At 68.1% G+C, this 23,658-nt stretch carries 19 protein-coding genes; 14 read left to right on the forward strand and 5 right to left on the reverse strand.

From position 1 onward, the window contains the following. Together ACIQ09_RS09100 and ACIQ09_RS09105 are read right to left on the reverse strand one after the other, a co-directional pair. The coding region (locus tag ACIQ09_RS09100) for an efflux RND transporter permease subunit (RefSeq protein ID WP_398308400.1) at nt 1-2,877 on the reverse strand (2,877 nt) is incomplete at its 3' end. 61 nt (nt 2,878-2,938) lie between these two features. Then, the gene (locus ACIQ09_RS09105) at nt 2,939-4,189 is read right to left on the reverse strand and encodes an MdtA/MuxA family multidrug efflux RND transporter periplasmic adaptor subunit (RefSeq protein ID WP_398308402.1); all 1,251 of its coding nucleotides are present in this window, start codon (nt 4,187-4,189) and stop codon (nt 2,939-2,941) included. A gap of 254 nt (nt 4,190-4,443) precedes the next feature. On the opposite strand from ACIQ09_RS09105, the gene ACIQ09_RS09110 reads away from it, so the two are divergent. Continuing rightward, on the forward strand, nt 4,444-5,490 hold the full coding sequence (locus ACIQ09_RS09110; protein ID WP_398308404.1) for a diguanylate cyclase domain-containing protein: 1,047 nt from the start codon (nt 4,444-4,446) through the stop codon (nt 5,488-5,490). A 215-nt stretch (nt 5,491-5,705) separates the two neighbouring features. On the opposite strand, the gene ACIQ09_RS09115 is transcribed toward ACIQ09_RS09110, so the two are convergent. Next, the gene (locus tag ACIQ09_RS09115) at nt 5,706-6,851 is read right to left on the reverse strand and encodes a PepSY-associated TM helix domain-containing protein (protein ID WP_398308406.1); all 1,146 of its coding nucleotides are present in this window, start codon (nt 6,849-6,851) and stop codon (nt 5,706-5,708) included. 23 nt (nt 6,852-6,874) lie between these two features. Continuing rightward, nucleotides 6,875-8,908 (reverse strand): TonB-dependent receptor, encoded by a 2,034-nt coding sequence (locus ACIQ09_RS09120; RefSeq protein ID WP_398308408.1) that lies wholly within the window; start codon nt 8,906-8,908, stop codon nt 6,875-6,877. A 208-nt stretch (nt 8,909-9,116) separates the two neighbouring features. Between ACIQ09_RS09120 and ACIQ09_RS09125 the strand changes: the two genes are divergently transcribed. The 3 genes from ACIQ09_RS09125 to ACIQ09_RS09135 all read left to right on the forward strand — a co-directional run bounded on the left by ACIQ09_RS09125 (nt 9,117) and on the right by ACIQ09_RS09135 (nt 11,069). Further along, nucleotides 9,117-9,842, forward strand: a complete 726-nt coding sequence (locus ACIQ09_RS09125; protein ID WP_398308410.1) for a 2'-5' RNA ligase family protein — start codon at nt 9,117-9,119, stop codon at nt 9,840-9,842. A gap of 85 nt (nt 9,843-9,927) precedes the next feature. Next, a complete protein-coding gene (locus ACIQ09_RS09130; RefSeq protein ID WP_296404652.1) occupies nt 9,928-10,311 on the forward strand; it encodes a thioredoxin family protein in 384 nt (127 codons plus the stop codon). Between the two features lie 11 nt (nt 10,312-10,322). Beyond that, nucleotides 10,323-11,069: a cytochrome c biogenesis CcdA family protein gene (locus ACIQ09_RS09135; RefSeq protein WP_296404653.1), complete on the forward strand. Its 747-nt coding sequence runs from the start codon at nt 10,323-10,325 to the stop codon at nt 11,067-11,069. Between the two features lie 4 nt (nt 11,070-11,073). On the opposite strand, the gene purT is transcribed toward ACIQ09_RS09135, so the two are convergent. Beyond that, entirely contained in the window at nt 11,074-12,288 is a 1,215-nt protein-coding gene (purT, locus tag ACIQ09_RS09140) for a formate-dependent phosphoribosylglycinamide formyltransferase (protein ID WP_398308413.1), read from the reverse strand. 219 nt (nt 12,289-12,507) lie between these two features. Here purT and mutL point away from each other — a divergent pair, with 219 nt between their 5' ends. The 10 genes from mutL to ACIQ09_RS09190 all read left to right on the forward strand — a co-directional run bounded on the left by mutL (nt 12,508) and on the right by ACIQ09_RS09190 (nt 23,657). Then, nucleotides 12,508-14,364, forward strand: a complete 1,857-nt coding sequence (mutL, locus tag ACIQ09_RS09145) for a DNA mismatch repair endonuclease MutL (RefSeq protein ID WP_398308415.1) — start codon at nt 12,508-12,510, stop codon at nt 14,362-14,364. A 133-nt stretch (nt 14,365-14,497) separates the two neighbouring features. Further along, on the forward strand, nt 14,498-15,217 hold the full coding sequence (locus ACIQ09_RS09150) for a pseudouridine synthase (RefSeq protein WP_398308417.1): 720 nt from the start codon (nt 14,498-14,500) through the stop codon (nt 15,215-15,217). A gap of 11 nt (nt 15,218-15,228) precedes the next feature. Beyond that, nucleotides 15,229-16,638 carry a pseudouridine synthase gene (locus ACIQ09_RS09155; RefSeq protein WP_398308419.1) on the forward strand — a complete coding sequence of 470 codons (1,410 nt, stop codon included), beginning with the start codon at nt 15,229-15,231 and terminating at the stop codon, nt 16,636-16,638. Nucleotides 16,639-16,664: 26 nt separating this feature from the next. Then, the gene (locus ACIQ09_RS09160) at nt 16,665-17,303 is read left to right on the forward strand and encodes a hypothetical protein (RefSeq protein WP_398308421.1); all 639 of its coding nucleotides are present in this window, start codon (nt 16,665-16,667) and stop codon (nt 17,301-17,303) included. Between the two features lie 80 nt (nt 17,304-17,383). Next, nucleotides 17,384-18,488 (forward strand): peptide chain release factor 2 gene (gene prfB, locus ACIQ09_RS09165; RefSeq protein ID WP_398308423.1). Its coding sequence is split into 2 segments (ribosomal slippage): nt 17,384-17,464 and nt 17,466-18,488, totalling 1,104 coding nucleotides; the frame shifts between segments, so codons are not numbered across the junction. A 29-nt stretch (nt 18,489-18,517) separates the two neighbouring features. Next, on the forward strand, nt 18,518-19,741 hold the full coding sequence (locus ACIQ09_RS09170) for an AAA family ATPase (RefSeq protein ID WP_398308426.1): 1,224 nt from the start codon (nt 18,518-18,520) through the stop codon (nt 19,739-19,741). Then, a complete protein-coding gene (locus ACIQ09_RS09175; RefSeq protein ID WP_398308428.1) occupies nt 19,741-20,334 on the forward strand; it encodes a DUF4276 family protein in 594 nt (197 codons plus the stop codon). The genes ACIQ09_RS09170 and ACIQ09_RS09175 overlap by 1 nt, the downstream gene beginning before the upstream one ends. Before the next feature lie 36 nt (nt 20,335-20,370). Further along, nucleotides 20,371-21,609 carry a hypothetical protein gene (locus ACIQ09_RS09180; protein ID WP_398308430.1) on the forward strand — a complete coding sequence of 413 codons (1,239 nt, stop codon included), beginning with the start codon at nt 20,371-20,373 and terminating at the stop codon, nt 21,607-21,609. A gap of 12 nt (nt 21,610-21,621) precedes the next feature. Next, nucleotides 21,622-22,968 (forward strand): hypothetical protein, encoded by a 1,347-nt coding sequence (locus ACIQ09_RS09185; RefSeq protein ID WP_398308432.1) that lies wholly within the window; start codon nt 21,622-21,624, stop codon nt 22,966-22,968. After that, the gene (locus ACIQ09_RS09190; RefSeq protein ID WP_398308434.1) at nt 22,968-23,657 is read left to right on the forward strand and encodes a hypothetical protein; all 690 of its coding nucleotides are present in this window, start codon (nt 22,968-22,970) and stop codon (nt 23,655-23,657) included. The genes ACIQ09_RS09185 and ACIQ09_RS09190 overlap by 1 nt, the downstream gene beginning before the upstream one ends. The last annotated feature ends 1 nt before the right edge of the window (nt 23,658 follow it).

Genomic DNA, 23,658 nt, shown 5'->3' on the forward strand with positions numbered 1-23,658 from the left:
TATGGGCCGGAAGCGCAGCAGGCAGGCCTGGAAGATGGCCTCCCGGGGCGCCAGGCCCTGGTTGCGTTCGGCGTCCAGGGCGAAGTCGATCATCATGATGGCGTTCTTCTTGACGATGCCGATCAGCAGCACGATGCCGATGATGCCGACGATGCCCAGCTCGGTACGCGCCAGCAGCAGGGCCAGCAGCGCCCCCACCCCAGCGGACGGCAGGGTGGACAGGATGGTCACCGGGTGGATGTAGCTCTCGTAGAGCACGCCCAGCACGATGTACATGGTCACCACCGCCGCCAGGATCAGCAGCAGGGTGTTGGTCAGGGAAGCCTGGAAGGCCAGGGCCGCGCCGCGGAAGCGGGTCTCGATGCTGGCCGGCAGGCCCAGGTCGGCCTCCACGGCATGGATCGCCTCCACCGCGTCGCCCAGGGCCACGCCCGCGGCGAGGTTGAAGGACACCGTGACCGCCGGAAACTGGCCGATGTGATTGACCGCCAGCATGGCCGGCCGCTCCACCACCCGGGCCACCGCCGACAGGGGCACCTGCACCCCGCCGGTGCCCGGCACATACAGATTGGCCATGGCCGCCGGACCGCTGCGGAACTGGGGCTGCACCTCCAGCACCACCCGGTACTGGGTGGCCTGGGTGAAGATGGTGGAGATCAGGCGCTGGCCATAGGCGTTGTAGAGGGCGTTGTCGATGGCCGCGACGCTCACCCCCAGGCGGCTGGCGGTATTGCGGTCGATCTCCACCCAGGCCTGCAGGCCCTTGTCCTGCAGGTCGCTGGCCACGTCGGCCAGTTCCGGGCGGGCCTGGAGGCGCTCCACCAGGCGCGGCACCCATTCGGCCAGGGCCTCGCCATCGGGCGACTGCAGGGAGAACTGGTACTGGGTGCGGGCCACCCGGTCTTCGATGGACAGGTCCTGCACCGGCTGCATGTAGAGGGTGATGCCGGCCACCTTCTGCAGCTCGGGGCCAAGGCGGCGGATCACCTCGCTGGCGCTGGCGTCGCGCTCGGCCAGGGGCTTCAGGCTGATCATCATGCGCCCGCTGTTGAGGGTGGCGTTGGTGCCATCCACGCCGATGAAGGACGACAGGCTGGCCACCGCCGGGTCTTTCAGCACCACCTCGGCCACCGCCTGCTGGCGCTCGGACATGGCCGGGAAGGAGATGGACTGGCCGGCCTCGGTCACCCCCTGGATGGCGCCCGTGTCCTGCACCGGGAAGAAGCCCTTGGGCACCAGGATGTAGAGCAACACGGTAAGGGCCAGGGTGCCCGCCGCCACCAGCAGGGTCAGGCCCTGGCGCTGCAGCACCCACTCCAGCATCACCCCGTAGCGGGCGATGACCCGGTCGAAGAAGTCGCCGGTCACCCGGTAGAAGCGGCTCTGCTCGGCCTCGGGTACGTGCTTGAGCAGGCGCGCGCACATCATCGGGGTCAGGGTCAGGGACACAAAGGCCGAGATCAGGATGGCGATGGCCAGGGTGATGGCGAACTCGCGGAACAGCCGCCCCACCACGTCACCCATGAACAGCAGCGGGATCAGCACCGCGATCAGGGACACGGTGAGGGAGATGATGGTGAAGCCGATCTGCTTCGCCCCCTTCAGCGCCGCCTGCATGGGCGATTCGCCCTCCTCCACGTAGCGGGCGATGTTCTCGATCATCACGATGGCGTCGTCCACCACGAAGCCGGTGGAGATGGTGAGGGCCATCAGGGTGAGGTTGTTGAGGCTGAAGCCCGCCAGATACATGATCCCGAAGGTGCCCACCAGGGATAGGGGCACCGCCACGCTGGGGATCAGGGTGGCCGGCACGCTGCGCAGGAACAGGAAAATCACCATCACCACCAGGGCCACGGCTAGCATCAGCTCCACCTGCACGTCGTGCACCGAGGCGCGGATGGTGGTGGTGCGATCCGAGAGCACCCGGACGTCCACCGAGGCCGGCAGGCTGGCGGTCATCTGGGGCAGCAGGGCCGTCACCCGGTCGGCCACCTCGATCACGTTGGCGCCGGGCTGACGCTGCACGTTGATGATCACCGCCGCCTCCCGGTCGGCCCAGGCGGCGAGCCGGATGTTCTCGGCGTCATCCACCAGGGTGGCCAGGTCGGACAGGCGCACCGGGCTGCCGTTGCGATAGGCCACGATGAGGCCGCGGTATTCGTCGGCGGAACGCAGCTGGTCGTTGGCGTCGAGGGTGGAGGCGCGCTGGGGGCCGTCGAAGCTGCCCTTCGCCTGGGTCACGTTGGCATTGGCGATGGCCGTGCGCAGGTCTTCCAGGCCCAGCCCGTAGGCGGCCGCGGCGGTGGGGTTGACCTGCACCCGCACCGCCGGGCGGCGCCCGCCGGCAATGCTCACCAGCCCCACCCCCGCCACCTGGGAGATCTTCATGGCCAGGCGGCTCTCCACCAGGTCGTGGATGCGGGTGATGGGGAGGCTGGGGGACGAGATGGCCAGGGTCAGGATGGGCGCATCGGCCGGATTCACCTTGCTGTAAGTGGGTGGTGCCGGCAGATCGGACGGGAGCAGGCTGGAGGCGGCATTGATGGCCGCCTGGACCTGCTGCTCGGCCACGTCCAGCCCCATCGCCAGGCTGAAGCGCAGGGTGACCACCGACGCCCCGCCAGAGCTGGTGGACGACATCTCGTCCAGCCCCGGCATCTGCCCGAACTGGCGCTCCAGCGGCGCGGTGACGGCCGAGGTCATCACGTCCGGGCTGGCGCCGGGGTAGAGGGTTTTAACCTGGATGGTGGGGTAATCCACCTCGGGCAGGGCTGAGATGGGCAGCAGGCGGTAGGCCACGAAGCCCACCAGCAGGATGGCCACCATCAGCAGCGAGGTGGCCACCGGTCGCAGGATGAACAGGCGGGACGGGTTCATGCCGCCTCCCCGATGGCATGCCGATGCCCGCGGGCACTTTCAGCGAAGGCTGCGGCCACGGTCAGCGCCCCGGCCGGCCGGAGCCATTGCGCCGGCTCTCCCGGCCGGGGGCATCCACGGCCTTCGGGTCGATGGCCTCCACCTTAGCCCCGTCCTTGAGCTTGTCGAGCCCGTCCACCACAACCCGGTCGCCCGCTGCCAGGCCCTCCTCCACCGCCGCCTTGCCGGCGTCGGCGGGGCCCAGGCGCACCGGCACAGCGGCCACCTTGCCGTCGGCCGCCAGACGGTAGACGAACGCCCCCTTGCTGCCCTGCTGCACCGCCGCCGTGGGCACGGTGACCACGCCGCTGAGGGTGTCCAGCAGCAGGCGCACATTGACGAACTGGTTGGGAAACAGGCTGCCGTCCTTGTTGGCAAAGTCGGCCTTGAGCTTCACCGTGCCGGTGGTCGAATCGATCTGGGCATCCACCGCCAGCAGGCTGCCTTCGGCCAGGCGGGTCTTCATCTCCCGGTCCCAGGCCTCCACCTTCAGCCCGCGCCCTTCACGCACCCGCTTCATGATCGCCGGCAGGCGCTCCTCGGGCACCGGGAAGACGGCGGTGATCGGGCTCACCTGGGCAATCGTCACCAGCCCGGCCGCATCGGAGGCCTTGACGATGTTGCCCGGGTCCACCGCCCGCAGGCCGACCCGGCCACTGATCGGCGCCTTGATAGTGGTGTAGGAGAGCTGCAGCTCGGCGCTGCGCAGGTTGCCTTCGTCGGTCTGCACGGTGCCCTGGTACTGGCGCACCAGTGCCTCCTGGGTGTCCACCTGCTGCTTCGCGATGGAATCCTGGGCCAGCAGGCCGCGGTAGCGCTCCAGGTCGATGCGGGCGTTTTTGAGCAGGGCCTGGTCGCGGGCGAGCTGACCACGGGCCTGCTCCAGGGCCGCGCGGAAGGGCTCGGGGTCAATCAGCGCCAGCACTTCGCCGGCCTTCACCGGCTGGCCCTCGACAAACTTCACCGCCAGCAGCGGGCCGTCCACCCGGCTGCGCACCGTGACCAGGTTGCGCGGCACCACGCTGCCCAGGGCCGGCACGGTGACGCGGATGTCCCCGGTGACGATGGTGGCGACGGTAACCGGCACCGGGCGCTCGCCCCGCGGGCCGCCGCCCCGTGGGCCGGCAGTCGCAGTGCTGCTTCCCTCCGTCGGCGCCCCGCCCCGGTAGGCATACCAGGTGCCGCCGCCCGCCAGCACGGCAAGGCCGACAATCCAGGGCAGATAGGAACGTTTGGGGCGTTGCGATGGCGCAGCGGAAGACGGGCTGGACATGAATGGACTTTCAGGGAGGCACCGGCACCCTGGCCGGATCAGAAGGACTGGAATGCTACACGATGGACCGAAGCGACTGCCCATTGACCCGCAGGCCCGAAAAACGATCCCCGCCCACAAAAAATGCTGCCCAGACAAAATTCCACCGACAAACGCCAAAGAAACACTTTTTAAAGTTCTTCAGCACCCACAATATGTGTGAGTTGAATCATAGTCAGCGAGTGCCGCAGTGCACTTATAACGGAGACATTCCCATGACATTCCCCCCGGGCGCCGCCCTGCCGAGCGCCGAGGATCTGCTGTCCATAATCCGCGTACAGACGGAGATCGCCCGCCTGGGGCTGGATCTGGACGCAGTGATGGGACTGGCGGCCACAGCCTGCATGGAGCTCACCGCCGCCGACGGGGCTGCCGTAGAGATCATCGAGGGCCCACTGATGGTGTATCGGGCGGCCGCCGGCACCGCGCTGCCGCAGATCGGCCTGGGCATCGACGCCGAGCGCAGCCTGTCGGGGCTATGCGTACGCAGTGGAACCACCCTCTCCTGCGACGCAGAGACTGACCCCCGGGTGGACCTGGAAGCCTGCCGCAAGGTCGGCCTGCGCGCCATGGCGGTGGTGCCCCTGTGCCACGACAAGGAGATCGTGGGCGTGCTGAAGGTCATGTCCCGGCAAGCTGCGGCCTTCGGCAACCGCCAGATCGAGATCCTCAAACTGATGGCCGATCTCCTCGCCGCAAGCATGTATTTTGCTGCACGCTGTGGCAACGACGCCCTCTTCCACCGGGCCACCCACGACATGTTGACCGGCCTGGCCAATCGCGCCCTGTTCCTGGACCGCCTGCGCAATGCCCTGCTGCAGGCCGACCGGGAGAAGAACCAGACCGGCGTGCTGATGGTGGACATGGATGAGCTGAAGCGCATCAACGATAAGCACGGCCACCGTATCGGCGACATCGCCATCCGGGAGTTCGCCCTGCGCCTGGCCAGCGGCGCACGCCGCTCGGACACCGTGGCGCGCCTGGGGGGTGACGAGTTCGGCGTGGTGCTGAGCCCGACCGCCAGCACCGACGGCCTGCACGCCAGCACCTCCCGGCTGGTGCAGCAGGTTCGCGGCCCGCTAATGGTGGACGGCTGCCAGATCGACCTCGGCGCCAGCTTCGGCGCCGCCCTTTACCCCGACGACGGATCCGATATCGAAACCCTGCTCGATAAAGCCGATCAGGCCATGTACGCCGTCAAACGCGAGCGCAAGGGCGCAAACGGCCACGGTGGCGATTGGCAGGCAGCCAGCGGAATCTGAAGCAGAGCCCCGCGGGGGTCGGATTCATCCTGCTTTTCTCAGCTTGACGCGTCGTCTGACGGTCGATTCGGCCTCTCCTTTATGGGCGACTTGCAGGGGCGACTTGTAGGAGCGACTTCAGTCGCCCATCCTCGGTTAATTCATCGGCATGCCTTCGATCAAAGTCCGCGGGCGACTGAAGTCGCCCCCACGGAAGCGCGCCCTCGCGGCCAGCGTCAGGCGGCGGACTGGCTGGCGCGGGTGATTGTCTTGTCGCGGGCGCTGCGCTTGTGCCGCCAGCGCAGCCAGCCGGTCAGCAGCAGTACGGTCGGCAACAGGCCGCCGATGCAGGCCAGGATGCGGCCGGTTAGGCCGAAGGCTTCGCCGTTGTGGAGGGGATGCATCCAGTCCATGAAGCTGTCGCCACCGCTGTTGCGGCGCGTATCCCGCACGGCGAGGACGGCACCGGTGCCCGGATCGATCCACACCTGGTTGCGGGCAAATCGCCGGCCGGGTTCGCCGGGCCGGTAGAAGCGCACGGAGACGGGCAGGCCCGCCTGGCCCGGGGTTTCGATCCAGCGCAACTCGGCCCCCGGGAACTGCGTCCGGGCCGTGGCCACGGCGTCGGCCAGGGACAGGCCGGGTGCGCCTTCCTCGAGCAGGCCGGCGGGGCCACGAAAGGCCGGCGATAGCGGAGACAGGCGCTCCACCACGCCACGTGCCGTATCCGGCAGCGCCAGCACGGTGCCGGTAAGGGCCAGGGTCGCCAGCACCACCAGGCCATACGCGCCGGACAGCACATGCAGGTCATACACCTTGCGGACCACGCCACCCCGCAGCACCGGCCGCAGGGCTGCGGCCAGGCGTGCCCGGCTCGGCCACCACAGGGTCAGGCCGCTGACCAGGGAGGCCAGCAGGAGCAGGCCGGTGTAGCCCACGATGTCCTTGCCGGTCTGCCCCAGCAGCAGGGTGTAGTGCAGGTCGTACAGCCAGGTGGTGAGGTACTCGCCCCAGTAGCGATGGCTGGTTTCCGCCAGGGTGTGAGGGTCGAGGCTGAGCATCAACGGGGCAAAGCCACGCCCGGCCGTCTCCGGTGGGTTGTAGTAGCGCGCCAGCACCGGCCGGTCGGGGGCGAGGGGCATCTCGATGCGCCAGGGCCCCGTACGGTCCGGGTGCAGGGCCTGGATGCGCTGCAGGACCGCGTCCGGTGACGGTGCTGCAGCTGGCGCCTCGACGCGGATCGGCGGATTGAGCAAGCCATCCACCTCCAGGTAGAAGACCAGCACGCTGCCGGTCAAGCCCAGCAGCGCAAACAGCCCCCCCAGCCCGAGGCCAAGGTAGAGGTGAACACTCAGCCAGAGGCGGCGGGTGGCGGCACGCATCAACGATTCTTACTCACCCGCGCTCAGAACTTCACGGCCACGCTGCCATACACGCTGCGAGGGGTGCCCGGCGCATGCAGGGACTGGGCGCCGTCCCACCACACATACTCGCTGTAGCGGTCGAACAGGTTGCGCACCTGCAACTCCACGCTCACCGCCGGCGTCACCCGGTAGGCGGCGGACAGGTTGGCGTGGGCATAGCCGCCGAACTTGCCGGTGGCGTTGGTGCGCTCCAGGTAGTAGCTGGTCTGCCCGTTGATCCAGGCGGACAGGCGCAGGGCGTCGCTGGCCTGGTAGTCGGCACCGGCGTTGTACAGCAGGTGCGGCACGTGGTCGATCTCCTTGCCCATGCTGGCTGCCGACGAGGCATCGGCCTGCAGGATCTTCGAGCGCTGGATGGCGGTGGACATCCACAGCCCGAGCTGGCGGGTGGGCCGGGCGTTGAGCTGCAGGTCGATGCCCTGGCGGCGGGTCTGGCCGATGTTCTCGGCGTCGTTGGCCGGGTCGTTGAGCTTGCGGCGGGCCTCGTTGGAGGCCGTCTGACGCCAGGCCGAGAGGCGTCCGTCGAGCCAGCTCAGGGGGCGGAACTTGACGCCCGCCTCCCAGCCCTCATTGATGGAGGGAGACAGGTCGGCCGTCTGGTTCACCTTGTAGGAGGCCGTGCCCACGCCCACCTGGAAGCTGCGCCCCCAGTTGCCATACACCGAAAGCGCCTCCGACACCGCATACACGGCCGAGAACTTGGGCTGCTTGATGGTGCCGTAGTCGTTCACGTCATAGACGCGGCCGTTGAGCTGGTTGGTGTAGCTGCCGGTCACCCGATCGGCACGGAAGGCCGGGGTCAGGGTCAGGCCGGCAAGGGGCTTGATGACGGCCTGCACGAAGGCGCCGGTGGTGTCGAAATCGAACTGCTGGTTGCGGGTCTGAGCCTGGCGCACCTGGGAAAGGGTGTTGAAACGCTGGCTGCGGTTGTCCTGGCGCTCCATGTCCACCCCGCCCATCACTGACACATCGCCGATCACGGTCTTGCCGGCCCGCCAGGTCAGGGTGGTGGCGGCGCCGGTGTGGGTCTCGGCCACCAGGCGCTCCTGCTGGGAGGCGCCGGCCGAGAACTTCACGAAGCGCCGGTCATCCAGGTTGTTGAGGTACACCTGCCCGGTCCAGAACAGGCGCTCGCTCAGCTCGGATTCGCCCTGCAGGGCAAACTGGCTGACCTGGCGGCGGTCCTCGTCGGTGGCGTTATGGGCCGGAGACTGATCCGGGTTGGCGCGGGCCTGGGCGCGGGTCAGGTAGCCCGCCTCATCTGCCGTGGCCGTGTGATGACGGGCGATCAGGCCGAAACGGCTGGTGCCGCCGGCGGGCGTGAAGAACCACTTGCCGGAGAAGCTGCCGCTCTCGGCGTTGGCGTGGTCCCGGTAGCCGTCGGTGCGGTTGAGGGAGACGGCGTAGTTCTGGGCCAGGCCGTCCTTCTCAAAGCCCGCAGCGGCCTGAAGTTCGCGGGTGGCGAAGCTGCCGACGGTGGCCCGCCCAAGCAGGTAGTTGCCACCGCTCTTGGTGCTGATGTTGGCATTGCCGGCGATGTTGTGCAGGCCGTAGCGCGGATCGTTGGTGCCCCGCACCACTTCGATGGATTCGATGTCCAGGCGCGGTGCCAGATCAATGTAGGGCATGTTGCCGTCGTTGCTGTTGGACGGCACGCCGTCGATCAGCAGCTTGACCGCATTGATCTCGCCTTCGCCGTTGAAGGCGCGCATGGAGAACTTGCCGGAGGTGGTGCCTTGTCCGAACTGAGTCAGCATGACCCCGGGCACCTGGCCGAAGAGCTCCCAGTTGTTGTTCACCACCTGGCTCTCGATGCGCTCGGTGGGCAGGATGTCCACCGAGGTCAGCACCCGGCGCGCCTCCAGCGGCCCGCCGGCGCTACCGCTGACGACGACCTGGCCAAGGGTCAGGGCGGTATCGGTGGCCGACACCGCCAACTGAGCGTGGGCGTGACCACAAAAGGCCGCAAGAACGGCGGCAAAGACGGGACGGGGAGCAAAGCGGAGGGGAGACATGGCAATCCTTGCAGGTCGGCGATGGGGCCGAACTTTAGCAAGGGAACACGCCCGAAATACTTGATCCATGCTGGCTGGCAGCCTGGTGCGACACCATGTCGCAGGCCCGGGGTTTGTTCCGGTGACGGACACGCCATGGCGCTCCAGGTTGACGGCCGGACTGAAACTGTTCTAACAGTCAAGGCTCTGAATTCCCTGTCGCTACAGCATGTCCCTACTCTCCGAAGCCTTCCTCAAAGCCGGCCACACACTGGCGAATGTCCGACGCGACTTCCCTGAATGGCACCTCGGGCGGCCGGACTATGCCCTGTGGGCCCTGGACGTGGACACGCAGGCAGTCAGCCAGGCAGTGGCTTTCGCCGCCCATCACCTGGACGGCCTCCTGCTCGACGGCTACCGCCGGCAACCCCACATCACCCTGGCCCTGGGTGGCTTTCCGACCGCTACGCCGACCCACGCCGACGACTACGGCCCGGCAGCCTTCGACGCTCACCTGCGGGCACTGCGGAGCCTCGGGCTTGCTCCTTTCGAGATCGACATCGGCGGCCTGGCGAGCTTCACGTCCGCTCCCTTCCTGAGTGTCGGCGACCCCGATGGCGGCATTCAGCGCCTGCATCAGGCCCTGGGCGGTGAGCGCCCCGAAGGCCGCTACATTCCCCACGTCACCGTCGGCCTCTTTTCAGGTGCATGGCCCACTGCCGAGGTACTGCCACGCCTCGAAGCGCTGGCGGACCTGCCTCCAATTCGCTGCCGCATTGAACGCGTAAGCCTCATGCGCTACGCAGCCACCGAGATTGGTGGTCCCCTTGCACGCCTTGCCGACCACGACCTGAGCAGCGGCCGCCTGGTGTGGCGGGAGACGCCACCTTTCCCCTCCGCAGCAGGTTCAGACATTCCCCCGCCGGGCAGAAAGGAATTCATCCGCCCCTTGTAAGAAAGAGGCGTCCCGGCCCGACAAAGGAGCAGATACCCCTGCAGCACGCAAGCCTGCAGTCCCTGCCACCCACCCGGAGCCTCCCATGAAAACCCTGACCCGCCTGCTCGCCACCGCCACCCTGACCCTTGCCGCCAGCGCCGCCAGCGCCCTCGACATCCAGCCCTACACCCCGCAGGCCCTGGCCGCTGCCCAGCAAGCCGGCAAACCGGTGGCCCTGCACTTCCATGCCGACTGGTGCCCCACCTGCCGCGCCCAGGAGAAGGTTTTCAACAGCTTCAAGGCCGAACCCGGCCTCGACCTGCCCTTGCTGGTGGTGGACTACGACAAGGAACGGGCCCTCAAGCAAAGCCTCAAGGTGCGCACCCAGTCCACGGTGATCATCTACCGGGGCACCCGGGAAACCGCCCGGGTCGCTGGCGAGACGGACGAAGCCCGCCTGCGCGCCGCCCTCAAAAGCGCCCTTTGAGCGCCGCCACCATGGGTGATCCTCTGACGACGTCCCTGTCTCTCTCCCACCTGGGCCTCAGCCTGCTGGCCGGCAGCCTCACCACCCTGTCGCCCTGCGTGTTTCCCATCCTGCCCCTGGTGGTCGGTGGCGCAGTGCAGACCAACCGCCTGGCGCCCGTGGCAATGGGTGTCGGCATGGCCGCCTCCTTCGCCCTGATCGGCCTGCTGCTCGGGGCCGCCGGCCCGGCCCTGGGTATCGACGGCGACAGCGTGCGCACCTTCGGCGGCATCATGCTGGTGGCCTTTGCGGCGGTAATGCTGATTCCGGCCCTGAGCCGGCGCTTCACCGAGCTGATGCTGCCCATCGCGTCGTCCGCCAACAACGCCTCCAGCCGCCTGGACAGCGGCTCACTGACCGGCGCGTTCCTGCTGGGTGGCCTGCTCGGCCTGGTCTGGAGCCCCTGCTCCGGCCCCCTGCTGGCCTCGGCCCTGACCCTGGTGGCCAGCGACGGCGGTGCTGGCCGCGGCGCCCTGATTCTCGGCCTGTTCGGCACTGGCGCCGCGATCCCGCTGGTGGCCGTCGCCTACGCCTCGCGCAGCGGCTTCAACAAGGCCCGCGGCTGGGTGATGGCGCGGGTCGAAACGGTGAAGAAGGCCTTCGGCATCCTTATCGGCCTCACGGGCATCGCCATCCTCAGCGGCGCCGACAAGTGGCTGGAGGCGCGGGTGGTCAGCGTGCTGCCCGACAGCTGGGTCAATTTGACGACGCTGTTCTGAACCCTCAGCCCGCCACCGGCCTGACCTTCCCTGCAGCCCGCTTGGCCCGGCTGCGGGCCTCGTCCACATCCGCCCCATTGGCCACTGCCACGCCCATGCGGCGCTTGGCAAAAGCTTCCGGTTTGCCGAAGAGTCGGAGGTCGGTGCCCGGCACCGCCAGGGCCTCGGCCACACCTTCGAAGGCGATGCCGGCGGCTTCCATGCCCCCGTAGATCACCGCAGAAGCGCCCGGCTCGCGCAGGCTCACGTCCACCGGCAGGCCGAGGATGGCGCGGGCGTGCAGTTCAAACTCGGAGAAGCGCTGGGAGCACAGGGTGACCAGACCGGTATCGTGGGGCCGCGGGCTGACCTCCGAGAACCACACCCTGTCGCCCTTCACGAACAGCTCCACGCCGAACAGCCCGCGCCCACCCAGGTTGGCAGTGACGGCGCCGGCGATCTCCCGCGAGCGCGCCAGGGCCGCCGGGCTCATGGCCTGGGGCTGCCAGGATTCCACGTAGTCGCCCGACACCTGCACATGGCCGATGGGGTCGCAGAAATAGGTCTGCACCGTGCCGCCGGCATCGCAGGCGCGCACGGTGAGCTGGGTGATCTCGTAGTCGAAATCGATGAAGCCCTCGACGATCACCCGACCCTGGTTCACCCGCCCGCCGGCGGCGGCATAGTCCCAGGCGGTCTGCACGTCGTCCGGCCCCTTGAGCAAAGACTGGCCCTTGCCCGACGAGGACATCACCGGCTTGACGATGCACGGGTAACCAATGGCCGGCTGGCCGTCGCTGCCGTCGATGGCAGCCTGCAGCTCGGCCAGGGAATCGGCAAAGCGGTAAGGCGAGGTGGGCAGGCCCAGCTCCTCGGCGGCCAGGCGGCGGATGCCCTCCCGGTTCATGGTGAGCTGGGCGGCCCGGGCGGTGGGGATCACCTCGGCCAGGCCCTCGGCCTCGATCTGCACCAGCATGTCGGTGGCGATGGCCTCGATCTCCGGCACGATGAGGTGGGGCTTCTCCTGCTCGACCAGGGCGCGCAGGGCAGCGCCGTCGGTCATCGGGATCACGTGGGCCCGGTGGGCCACCTGGTGGCCGGGGGCGTTGGGGTAGCGATCCACGGCAATCGTCTCGACACCCAGGCGCTGCAGCGCGATCAGGACTTCCTTGCCCAGCTCGCCGGAGCCAAGAAGCATCACGCGCAGGGCGCTGGGTGAAAGGGGGGTACCGAATTTCATGGGATCGCTCCGGGAGGGGGTGGGAACGGGATTATACGGACCCTGCAGGGCCCGGTTATGCGTCGCCCCATGTGAGGTCGGATTCAATCGCCCCCCCAGTACGCCGCGCAGTCATGCACCCCGTCAAGTCGCGACCTCAGGCTTCACGGACGCGCCGGATGCACTGCCCGGCGTCCCTCCGGCATTACAATGCGCCCCCTGCCGACCGGGAACGCCGCCATGCCCATCCACCTGCTGCCCGACCACCTGATCAACCAGATCGCCGCTGGCGAGGTGGTGGAGCGCCCTGCCTCGGTGCTCAAGGAAGTGCTGGAAAACGCCATGGACGCGGGCTCCACCGCGGTCGAAGTGCAGCTGGAGCAAGGCGGCGTGAGGCGCATCCGGGTGGCCGACGACGGCTGCGGCATCCCCAAGGATGAGCTGCCCCTGGCCCTGGAGCGCCACGCCACCAGCAAGATCGCCAGCCTCGACGACCTGGAACGGGTCGGCACCATGGGCTTCCGCGGCGAGGCCCTGGCCGCCATCGCCGCCGTCTCGCGCATGAGCATCACCAGCCGCGCCGACGGTGCCCCCCACGCCTGGCGCATCGATGCCGACCCGCGGGAGCTGGCCCCCGCCGCCCTCAACCACGGCAGCGTGGTGGACGTGGCCGACCTGTATTTCAACACCCCGGCCCGGCGCAAATTTCTGAAGAGCGAGGGCACCGAGTTTGCCCATTGCGATGATGTCTTCCGGCGCGTGGCCCTGGCCCGCCCGGACGTGGCCCTGCAGCTCAGCCACAACGGGCGCGTCAGCCATCGCCTGCCCTCGGGCACCCGCGAAGCCCGCGTGCGCGCCCTGCTCGGTGACGACTTCCTGGCCTCGGCCCGTTCGGTGGAAGCCGAGTCCGGCCTGCTCCGGGTGCATGGTTTCGCCTCCCTGCCGGCCTACTCGCGCAGCAACCGGGATGCCCAGTTCTTCTATGTGAACGGCCGCTTTGTGCGCGACAAGCTGGTCACCCACGCCATCCGCGAGGCCTACGCCGACATCCTCCACGGCAGCCGTCACCCGGCCTACGTGCTGTTCCTGGAGCTCGACCCTTTTGGCGTGGATGTGAATGTGCACCCGGCCAAGATCGAGGTGCGCTTCCGGGACTCCCGCGCGGTGCATCAGTTCGTCTATCACGCCCTGCAGCGCACCCTCGCCGCCTCCGGGGCCGGCGCCGGTGTTGCCGCCGGGGGGCCATCGCCTGGTGGCACCGACGACGCGGCCCCGGCGCCCGCCACCAGCGCCTCGCCCTACCCCCACGCGCCCCAGCCCTACCAGTCGCGGCTGGCCATGGAGCCGGTCACCCGGGCCTATTATGATTTCGCCGCCTCGGCCCGCCCCGAGCCCGTCGCCGGCGAGTCCATGCCGGGGCGCAGCGATGGTTTTGTGCCAACCGCCTTCGCACCCCGCCCTGCCCCGCCCGGCCCGCAGCCCGGCAACGCCCCGGCCATGCCCGCGGGGGATCTGGCGCCGCCCCTGGGCTATGCCCTGGCCCAGCTGCATGGCGTCTACATCCTGGCCCAGAACGAAGGCGGGCTGATCCTGGTGGACATGCACGCCGCCCACGAACGCATCCTCTACGAACGCCTCAAGACACTGCTCGACGGCACCCCCGGCGTGCAGCGCCTACTCATCCCCGCTGTCTTTGGTGTGGGCCAGAAGGACATGCTCACCGCCGAGGAGCACGGCGAGCTGCTCGAACGCATGGGCTTCGAAATCGGCCCGGCCGGCCCCCAGGAACTGGCCGTGCGCAGCGTGCCGGCGCTCCTGTCCACGGCCCCGGTGAGCGAACTGGTGCGCGCCCTGCTGGCCGAGCTGCGTGACTTCCCCAGCACCGAGGTCATCACCGCCCGCCGCAACGAGCTGCTCGCCACCATGGCCTGCCACGGCGCCGTGCGTGCCAACCGCAGCCTGACCCTGCCCGAGATGAACGCCCTGCTGCGGGAGATGGAGGCCACCGACCGGGCCGACCAGTGCAACCACGGCCGCCCCACCTGGACGGCGCTGAGCATGGCCGACCTGGACCGCCTGTTCCTGCGCGGTCGGTGAGTCAGCCCGGGCAACCGGCGCCAGGTCCATCGGACGGCGAGGGGTCGTCCGGCCCCACCGCCGGTCGGGGGTAGTTGCCGCCAACCGGCTTCCGCGGAGACAATAGCGGGTTGATCCGCGCAATACGTCATCCGTGAAACTCGAACGCATCCTCCAGAATCAGGGCTTCGGCAGCCGTCGCCAGTGCCGTCAGCTCATCGAACTCGGCGAAGTCCGCATCGGCGGTGAAATCGTCGACAACCCGGGCGCCGAAATCGCCACTGCCGGCCTCGTCTTTGAAGTCGAGGGTGAAGCCTGGACCTACCGGGACAAGACCTACCTCGCCCTGTACAAGCCATCCGGCTACGAATGCTCCCACGAGCCCAAGCACCACCGGGGCGTATACAGCCTGCTGCCCCACCAGCTCGTCGCCCGCAACGTGCAGAGCGTCGGGCGGCTCGATGTGGACACCACCGGCCTGCTGCTGTTCTCCGACGACGGGGCTTTCATCCACAACCTGTCCTCGCCCAAAAAGCACATCCCCAAGATCTACCGCGCCGAACTGGCCGAGGACGGCAGTGACCTCCTCATCGAGCGCCTGCTGGCCGGCGTCGACCTGATCGACGAGCCCCTGCCGGTACCGGCCCTCACCGCCCGCCTGCTGGGCCCGCGCACCCTGGAGATGAGTGTCGATCTGGGCAAGTACCACGTGGTCAAGCGCATGATCGCCGCCGCCGGCAACCACGTGGAGCAGTTGCACCGCAGCGGCTTCGGCGGCCTCAGCCTCGGCGAAGGCTGCCTTGCCGGGCTGGCCGAAGGCGAATGGGTCTACCTCGAAGCGGCCGACCTCCAACAACTGCACCCTGCCGCCTGAAAGGGCCGACCATGACCGATACGCCCCGCCGCCGTCCGCCCGCCCCCACCCGGGCCGGCACCCTGAGCCTCAAGCCCCGCACCGCGGCCCCTGCCAACCTGGCACCTGCCGACGCTGCACCGGCCGCCAAATCCGACAGCCGCGACTGGCGCAAGCCGGCCAGCGGCACCGGCCGCAGCCGGGGCAAGGCCTCCTTCCCCGAGCAAGCCAACACCGAACCCGTCCGCCGCAGCGCCGACGCCGGCGACGAGCGCCCCCGTGGCGACCGTCCGCCGCGTCAGGACGGCGACCGCCCCGCCCGCCCGTATGCTGATCGCCCACCCCGCCAGGACGGCGAGCGCCCGGCGCGCCCTTACGGTGACCGCCCGCCCCGCGCCGCCGGCGACCGTCCCCGCGATGACCGCCCCCGTGGCGACCGTCCGCCCCGCCAGGATGGCGACCGGCCCGCCCGCCCCTACGGTGACCGCCCACCCCGCCAGGACGGCGACCGCCCGGCGCGCCCTTACGGTGATCGCCCACCCCGTGCCGCCGGCGACCGCCCTGCCGGCGACCGTCCCCGCGGGGACCGTCCGCCGCGCCAGGAGGGTGAGCGCCCCGCACGTCCGGATGGCGAGCGCCCGCCCCGCCACGAACGCAAGGCCTGGACTGGCGAACCGCGCCCGGCGCCCGCCCCGTCTCCCCTGCGTGACGACGGCTCCATCCGCCTCTCCAAGCGCATGACCGAGCTGGGCCTGTGCTCCCGCCGGGAGGCCGACGAATACATCGAGAAGGGCTGGGTTCGCGTGGATGGCCGGGTCGTCAGCGAACTGGGCTCCCGGGTCAAGCCAGGGCAGCAGGTTGAACTCGACCGGCGCGGCCAGACCAACCAGGACCGCCGCGTCACCATCCTGCTCAACAAGCCGGTGGGCTATGTGTCCGGCCAGGCCGAAGACGGCTACCAGCCGGCCAGCGTGCTCATCACCGCCGACAACCGCTGGGCCGAAGACCCATCCGAAACCCGCTACCTGCGTACCCACCAGAACGGCCTGGCACCGGCCGGGCGGCTCGACATCGACTCCATCGGCCTGCTCGTGTTCACCCAGGACGGGCGCGTTGCCCGGGCCCTGATCGGTGACGACTCCACCATCGAGAAGGAATACCACGTGCGCGTCGAAGGCACGGTGGACGCTGCGGGGCTGAAGCTGCTCAACCACGGCCTGTCCCTCGACGGCGTGGCCCTGCGCCCGGCCAAGGTCAGCTGGCTCAACGAAGACCAGCTGCGCTTCGTGCTGCGGGAAGGCAAGAAGCGCCAGATCCGGCGCATGTGCGAACAGGTCGGGCTGAAGGTCGTTGGTCTCAAGCGGGTGCGCATCGGTCGCGTCATGCTCGGCCATCTGCCGCCGGGCCAATGGCGCTACCTGGGCCCCAACGAGGTCTTCTGAACCCTGAGTTACCCGGTGCCATGCCCATGAACGTCCTGTCCGCCCTGCGCCGCTTCCTCATCCTCAGCCTAGCCGGCCTGCTCCTTGGGCCGGCGGCCGGTGCAGCCACCCTCGAAGCGGTCTACGAAGGCAGCCTGGTACCGGAAACCTTCGATGCACCCTTCCCGATCACCGTTGAGGTGCGCGATCTGCAGGGTGTCATCGTCGGCCAGATCAAGACCGGATCGCCCCACGCCGGATCTGCGCCGATCGCAGCGGGGGATTACGAAGCCGGGCGCTGCACCCTGCGCGCGCCCATCAACGTCGGCACCGTATTGCGGCTGTCGGGCACCTGCCACCCGCGGGTCTTCGAAGGCCGCTACACCCTCAGCTCGAACCGCAAGGAAGGCAGCTCGACGGGCACCTTCCGGCTGATGCGCAAAGCCGAGATGACCAGGCCGGGCGAAGACAGCGCCAGCCGTCGCGCCATGCTGCCGACCACCACCCTGACCGAGTGCATCAAGACCAATACCCGCTGCCTTGTAGGCTGCCCCAAGGGCGACTACAACACCGAATTCCTGTGTGCCAATCGCTGCCGGCAGCGCCACCTGGCCTGCAAGGGAAAAGCCTCGGCACCACCGCCGGTGCCGGTCCGCAGCGCGCAGCCAGAGGCTGAGGAGCGGTAGACGCCGCCTTGGCGCATCACCAAGGCGGCCGGGCTGACGGTATAATGCCCGGTTTTCCCGCACCAGCCAGGGCCCCGATCATGGAAGCAGAACGCCTCAACGCCATCTCCAACAAGCTCGCCGACCTCAAGGCGCGGGAGCTCGAACTTCGGAGGTATCTTTGACTACGATACCAAGGCAGAAAAGCTGATCGAAGTCAGCAAGCAGCTCGAAGACCCGAACATCTGGAATGACGCCGCCCAGGCCCAGGAGCTTGGCAAGGAAAAGAAGACCCTTGAAGGCGTGGTCGTGAACCTGCAGGAAATCGAACAAGGCCTCGCCGACGGCAAGGATCTCTTCGAACTCGCCTCCATGGAAGACGACGAGGACACCATGCAGGCCGTGGAGGCCGACGTGGCCAGCCTCGAAGCCCGCGTCGGCGAGCTTGAGTTCCGCCGCATGTTCAACAACCCGATGGACGGCAACGCCTGCTTCATCGAAATCCAGTCCGGCGCCGGCGGCACCGAGGCCCAGGACTGGGCCGGCATGCTCGAGCGCATGTACCTGCGCTACTGCGAACGCAAGGGCTTCAGCGTCGAACTGCTGGAAGAATCCGAAGGTGAAGTGGCCGGCATCAAGAGCGCCACCATCAAGGTCGGCGGCGAGTACGCCTACGGCTTCCTGCGCACCGAGACCGGCATCCACCGCCTCGTCCGCAAGAGCCCCTTCGACTCCAACGCCCGGCGCCACACCAGCTTCTGCTCGGTCTTCGTGTTTCCCGAGGTGGACGACTCCATCGAGATCGACATCAATCCCGCCGACGTTCGCACCGACACCTACCGGGCTTCCGGCGCGGGCGGTCAGCACATCAACAAGACCGACTCCGCGGTGCGTCTCACCCACATCCCCACCGGCATCGTCGTGCAGTGCCAGAACGACCGTTCCCAGCACCGCAACAAGGACGAAGCCTGGTCGATGCTGCGCGCCCGCCTGTATGAAGCCGAACTGCGCAAGCGCCAGTCCGAGCAGCAGAAGCTCGAGGACGCCAAGAGCGACATCGGCTGGGGCCACCAGATCCGCTCCTACGTGCTCGACCAGAGCCGCATCAAGGATCTGCGTACCAGCTATGAAGTCGGCAACACCCAGGGCGTGCTCGACGGCGACCTGGACGGCTTCATCCAGGCCAGCCTGAAGCAGGGCGTCTGAGCCCGTCTGCCGCCAAGGGGGAAGGTCCGATGAGACTGACTGAACTCAGCATCAGCCATTACAAGAGCGTTGAGAGCGTCGACCTGCAGGACATTTCCCCCATCACTGTGCTGGTGGGCTGCAACGGTGCCGGCAAGAGCAATGTCGTCGATGTGCTGCGCTTCCTCCGTGATGCGGTCACCCAGGGACTTGATCACGCGGTGAGTACCCGGGGCGGCATTGGTCTGATCCGTCAGTACTCACCGAGCAAGCCGTATCGGATCACCCTCCAATTCCGCTTTCATGACGAAGAACTCGCGGCGCCGGTCAGCTATGAACTTGCATTGACCAGCCTTAGGGACGGGGATTTTCGTGTCGAGCGCGAAGCAGGGCAGTGGGCAGAGTCCTCCAATATTCGGCTTGCCAGCAAGCTAGGGCTCGTCCTTACGGAAGCCCGGAAAATGGCGTTCACTCGAAATTCAGAGGGCGGCATCAAGGTTACCTGTGATGGGAAAGAGCTTCCGCTCCAAGGCCACAAAAGCCCCGCGATCGACAGTCTGCTCATCGGCCAACACTTCTTCACCAACGAAACGCCATTCTCAGTTTTTTTCGGTGGTTCATCGCTGACTGACTTCATCAGCAACATCCGCTTCTCCTCCATCTACCCCAACACCCTACGCCAGCCCGCACATCCCGATACCGATCTAGTGCTAAAGGAAAACGGCGCCAACTGGTCGTCCATCCTGCGCCATTTGCGCAAGACGGTTGGTGGACGCCAGGCCCTCGACCAGATCAAGGAGATGATGCAGGTCGTGATGCCCCAGCTTGAGGACATCTCGACACAAGCTGTTGGTGGCTTCATTCACCCCCGCTTCAAGGTCAGAGAGGCGAGCGGCAAGGTCCATTACTTCGACCCGTCCCAGATCTCCGATGGCACCCTGCGCATTCTCGGCATCCTCCTGGCGCTCTACAACACACCGCATCCAAGCCTGATGGTCATTGAAGAGCCGGAGCAGACGGTCAATCCCGCACTCCTCGCACTGCTCGTCGATGCCTTCCGCGAATCGTCGGAGCGGACCCAGCTATTCATCACCAGCCACAGCCCCCACCTGGTGGATCTCTTCCCGGCCGAAGCCATCCGCGTCGTTGACATGCACGATGGACAGACCCGTGTCAGCCCTATCCGGGCCAGCCAGCGGGCAGCCATCAAAGAACACCTGCTGAGCATTGAGCAGATCATGTCGGCCGATGGCCTGCTGCCGGAGGACGCCTAGTGCGTCGGCTGCTCACAATCGTCGAAGGACACGGGGATGTCCGCGCTGTCCCTCAGCTGGTCCGGCGCATCCTGGAGCGTCATGGCATCTACGACGTTCAACTGCTCCCCACTCAGCGTCGCGGCGAATACCCTTCGGTCACAAAGCTTTTTGACACCTACTTTTTGGCCGCCATCAAGGAAAATGCCGCCATCCTGTGGGTCATGGATTTCGATGCCAAGGAATATGACTGCCCCTATCGGGAGGCCCGAAGCCTGATTACCCGTGCAAATGCGCTGCGCCCGGATTGGCCGCTAAAGATTGCCTTCCTCGTCAAGGAATACGAAACCCTTTTCATTCACGACAAGGATGCAACGCGTGCCGTTTTTCCAGACATCAAGGACATTCCGTTTCCAGTAAAACCCGAAGACATCCGCGGTGCCAAGGAGTGGCTGAGTGCCCAGCGCCCCTCCGGCATGGCCTACAAGGAAACCGTGCACCAGGAAAAAATCACAGCCCGCCTCGACCTTGATCTGCTGCGGGAAAAGTCGCCTGATTTTGCACACCTGGAACGTGCCGTGCTGGCACTGATTGATACTCCTGTACCTGCCTGACATGCCAAGAGCCCATTACGTCTCCAAGGCACTCCAATGAAGCGCCTCTTCGCCGGCCTGCTGGCCGGCATCCTGCTCCTGCTGGTGGCGGCGGCCCTGCTGGCCTTCCGGGCCATCCAGGACGAGCCGCTGGTCACCGGCGATGCTCCGGTCTCCGCCGAAGACCTGAGCCGCGCCAAGGATCTGATCCGGCGCAATGATCCTCGCCGCCTGAAGCGCGACGAACTTCGGGAAACCCGGGTGGCCGCCCGTGACCTGGAGACCCTGGTCAATCTGGCCGTGCGCCGCGGACGTGCCACCGTGAATCTCGAGGACGGCGCCGCCGAACTGCGCTACAGCGCTGCCGTTCCCCCCACGCCGCTGGGACGCTACCTCAACCTGCGCACTCGGGTCGTGGTTGCTGACGACGGTCTGGAATTCCAGAAGGTCAGGGTCGGGTCGATCCCGATCCCTGGCAGCGTCTTCCGTGCCGCCCTGCTTTACGCCTCGCACCATTCAACGCTGGCCCCGGACCTGGAACTGCTGCAGAAGACCATCGACCAGGTGGCCATCACCCCCGGGGAGCTGCGCCTGCGCTACACCTGGCAGCCTGAACTCCTCGACTCGGCCCGCGCCCGTGCCCTCTCCCCGGATGACCGGGAGCGCCTGGCCGCCGCCCACAAACGCCTGGTGGCGCACATGGACAGCGTCGGCCACGGTCGCCGCCAGGCCCCCCTGGCCGAGGTGCTCGGCCCCCTGCTCCAGGACGCCGGCAGCATCGACAAGAACCTCAGCCGCAACTATCGGGACGCCCTGCTGGTCATCGCCTTCCAGCTCTCCGAACGCAATATCGCCCAGCTGATCCCCGAAGCCCGCCAGTGGCCCCGACCCCGCGCGCTGACCCTGACCCTGCGCGGCCGCGAGGATCTGGCCCAGCATTTCAGCGTTTCCGCCGCCCTGGCCGCCTGGGCCGGCGAACCCCTGGCCAGCGCCATCGGCCTGGGCAAGGAGGTGGATGATGCCCGCGGTGGCAGCGGCTTCTCGTTTGCCGATCTGGCCGCCGACCGGGCGGGCACCCGCCTGGGCGAGCTGGCCGTCGGCAACCCCCAGCGCCTGGCCGCCGCCGTCAGCGGTGGACTGGGTGACGCAGCCCTGCTGCCGCCCATCACCGGCCTGCCCGAATCCATGATGAGCGGCGAGTTCCAGCGTCGCTTCGGCGGTGTCGGCGCCCCTGCCTATCAGCGCATGAGCGACGAGATCGACCGGCGCATCGCGGCCCTCGCCCTGTTCCGCTGAGCGCCCGCGCCCATGTCCGAAGTCCGTCTGGAAGAGCTCCTGGCCCCCGGCGTCGCTGCCGACGAGGTACCCGAGCTCGCTCCCCTGCTCAAGGCCCGGCCGCTGCTGTCGGCCTTCAGCACCCTGTTCCATGGCAGCGAGGCCGAAGTGCTGATGCGCCTGCTGGTGCTGCGCGAGATCGGCCGCGAGACTGATTCGCCGCGCTGGGGCCCGGAGCAGCTGCGTCAGCGCTTCGCCTTCCTCGACCCGGTCAAGCTCGAAACCGTATTGCGCCGGCTGCGTGGCAACAGCCTGCTGGAGATCGGTGACGACAACCTCTACGCCCTGTCCGATCTGGGCCGCAACGCGGTCGCCGCCATCGGCATGCTGGTCAGCTTCAGCGCCGAGGACGACCTGGAGCTGGGTTTCCTCACCGCCCAGCTGGCGGGCCTGCAGGCCGTGGGCAGCATCACCCCGGAGGCCCTGGGCCACCTGCTCGGCAAACTCAACGACCTGGCCTGGCATTTCGAGGATGCCATCGCCTCGGGCTCCGAGTTCCGCATCGCCGACGCCCGCCGGCGCCTCTCCGCCAACACCCGCTGGATCGAGCGCGGCACCGAGGTGATGGGTGAGCTGCTGGCCGACCCGGAGGTGCCCTTCGACCTGGCCCGCGTCGCCCAGCGCATCGGCCTGGCCCAGTCACGCCTGGCCCGGGTGGATGCGGCCTTCCAGCGCGCCCTCAACAAGATCGAGGCCCAGCGGGTCACCCTCGGCGGCTCGGGCATCTCGTCGAGCGACGTGGCCGGCTGGCTGCGCCGCCTGGATGGGCGGGCCCTGGCGGAGCTGGCCACCGGCGCCCTCGCGCCGGCACCGGAGCTCACCCTGCTGGCCGGCGGCCACGAACTCCTCGACCGGGCCGAGCTGGCCCTCTCCGACGAAGCCCGCCAGATTGAGGCCGACACCGCCCTGCCCCCGGCCGAGGCGGCGCCCAGCAATCGCCAGCCCGAGCAGGAAGACCTGCGCCTGCTGCAGCACTTCAGCCAGCGCCTGGCCCGCCTCACCGAACCCGGCAGCCCCCCGGCGCCCCTGGCCAGCCTGGTGGCCGGCGGCGGCTTCCCGGCGGCGTCCTACCGCCTGTCCCTGCTCGCCCTGCTGGCCGACGGTGGTGGCGAAGGTGGCGCCACCCCGGCCGACGGCCCCATCGGCGACTTCATGCGCCTACCCCTCGACGTGCTCTTCGAAGCCGGCACCGTCAAGCTTGGCGAGGACGAGATCGCCGCCATGTCCACCGGCCTGGTGGGCGCCAAGGGCAGCCTGCCCGCCGCCGAAGCCCTGCCCGTCATCGACGCCCTCGACGACACCCTTACCGACCCCGCCTGATGGAACAACAGATCCGGACCCTCACCGCCCGCCTGCTGGCCAACCGCAGCCTGCCCCGCAGCGATGCACTGGTGCGCCGCGCCCTGGTGGACGAAACCTTCCGCGTGGACCTGGACGCCCGCCTCGGCGCCGTCGGCCTGCAGCTCATCGACAACCCCTACGCCGAGCACGTGGCCGTGGCCCTGGCCGAGGACATGCACGAACCGGTGTTCGGCGCCAGCCGCGAATACGCCGCCAGCAATGCCGGCCTGACCCGCGACCAGCTGGCCCTGCTGGTGGTGATCTGGGCCCTGATCATCCTGCCCAAGCGCGAACGCCAGGTGAATCGCCAGCGCCTCGCCGACGACGGCCAGGACGACATGTTCGGCAAGGAAGGCCCCCTGGAACACGGCGAAGGCGTCTCTGGCGCCCTGTCGGAAGCCTCCCTGCTGGCCGACTTCGCCCCCGTGCTGGGCCACAAGACCTATGTGCAGGGCAAGCTCCTGTCACGCCTGGCCCAGCTCGGCTTCATCGAGCGCAAGGGCGGCATGATCCACGAAGGCCCGCTCCTCGACGTGCTCCTCGACTATCGCCTGCTGGCCGACCGCATCATCTACGGCACCCTCGGCGAAGTGCTGGCCCAGGCCGGCCATCCGCCCCCCACCGGTGATGCCTTCACGCCCCCCGAAGACGCCGCCGAGGACGACTGAG

It is taken from the genome of Zoogloea sp. (assembly GCF_044344315.1).
GTDB lineage: Bacteria > Pseudomonadota > Gammaproteobacteria > Burkholderiales > Rhodocyclaceae > Zoogloea.

Excerpts from the sequence above, each read along its gene's own strand:
- ACIQ09_RS09105 (WP_398308402.1), bottom strand. The coding sequence starts at position 4,189 with ATGTCCAGCCCGTCTTCCGCTGCGCCATCGCAACGCCCCAAACGTTCC.
- ACIQ09_RS09110 (WP_398308404.1), top strand. The coding sequence starts at position 4,444 with ATGACATTCCCCCCGGGCGCCGCCCTGCCGAGCGCCGAGGATCTGCTG.
- ACIQ09_RS09115 (WP_398308406.1), bottom strand. The coding sequence starts at position 6,851 with ATGCGTGCCGCCACCCGCCGCCTCTGGCTGAGTGTTCACCTCTACCTT.
- ACIQ09_RS09120 (WP_398308408.1), bottom strand. The coding sequence starts at position 8,908 with ATGTCTCCCCTCCGCTTTGCTCCCCGTCCCGTCTTTGCCGCCGTTCTT.
- ACIQ09_RS09125 (WP_398308410.1), top strand. The coding sequence starts at position 9,117 with ATGTCCCTACTCTCCGAAGCCTTCCTCAAAGCCGGCCACACACTGGCG.
- ACIQ09_RS09130 (WP_296404652.1), top strand. The coding sequence starts at position 9,928 with ATGAAAACCCTGACCCGCCTGCTCGCCACCGCCACCCTGACCCTTGCC.
- ACIQ09_RS09135 (WP_296404653.1), top strand. The coding sequence starts at position 10,323 with ATGGGTGATCCTCTGACGACGTCCCTGTCTCTCTCCCACCTGGGCCTC.
- purT (WP_398308413.1), bottom strand. The coding sequence starts at position 12,288 with ATGAAATTCGGTACCCCCCTTTCACCCAGCGCCCTGCGCGTGATGCTT.
- mutL (WP_398308415.1), top strand. The coding sequence starts at position 12,508 with ATGCCCATCCACCTGCTGCCCGACCACCTGATCAACCAGATCGCCGCT.
- ACIQ09_RS09155 (WP_398308419.1), top strand. The coding sequence starts at position 15,229 with ATGACCGATACGCCCCGCCGCCGTCCGCCCGCCCCCACCCGGGCCGGC.
- ACIQ09_RS09160 (WP_398308421.1), top strand. The coding sequence starts at position 16,665 with ATGAACGTCCTGTCCGCCCTGCGCCGCTTCCTCATCCTCAGCCTAGCC.
- ACIQ09_RS09170 (WP_398308426.1), top strand. The coding sequence starts at position 18,518 with ATGAGACTGACTGAACTCAGCATCAGCCATTACAAGAGCGTTGAGAGC.
- ACIQ09_RS09180 (WP_398308430.1), top strand. The coding sequence starts at position 20,371 with ATGAAGCGCCTCTTCGCCGGCCTGCTGGCCGGCATCCTGCTCCTGCTG.
- ACIQ09_RS09185 (WP_398308432.1), top strand. The coding sequence starts at position 21,622 with ATGTCCGAAGTCCGTCTGGAAGAGCTCCTGGCCCCCGGCGTCGCTGCC.
- ACIQ09_RS09190 (WP_398308434.1), top strand. The coding sequence starts at position 22,968 with ATGGAACAACAGATCCGGACCCTCACCGCCCGCCTGCTGGCCAACCGC.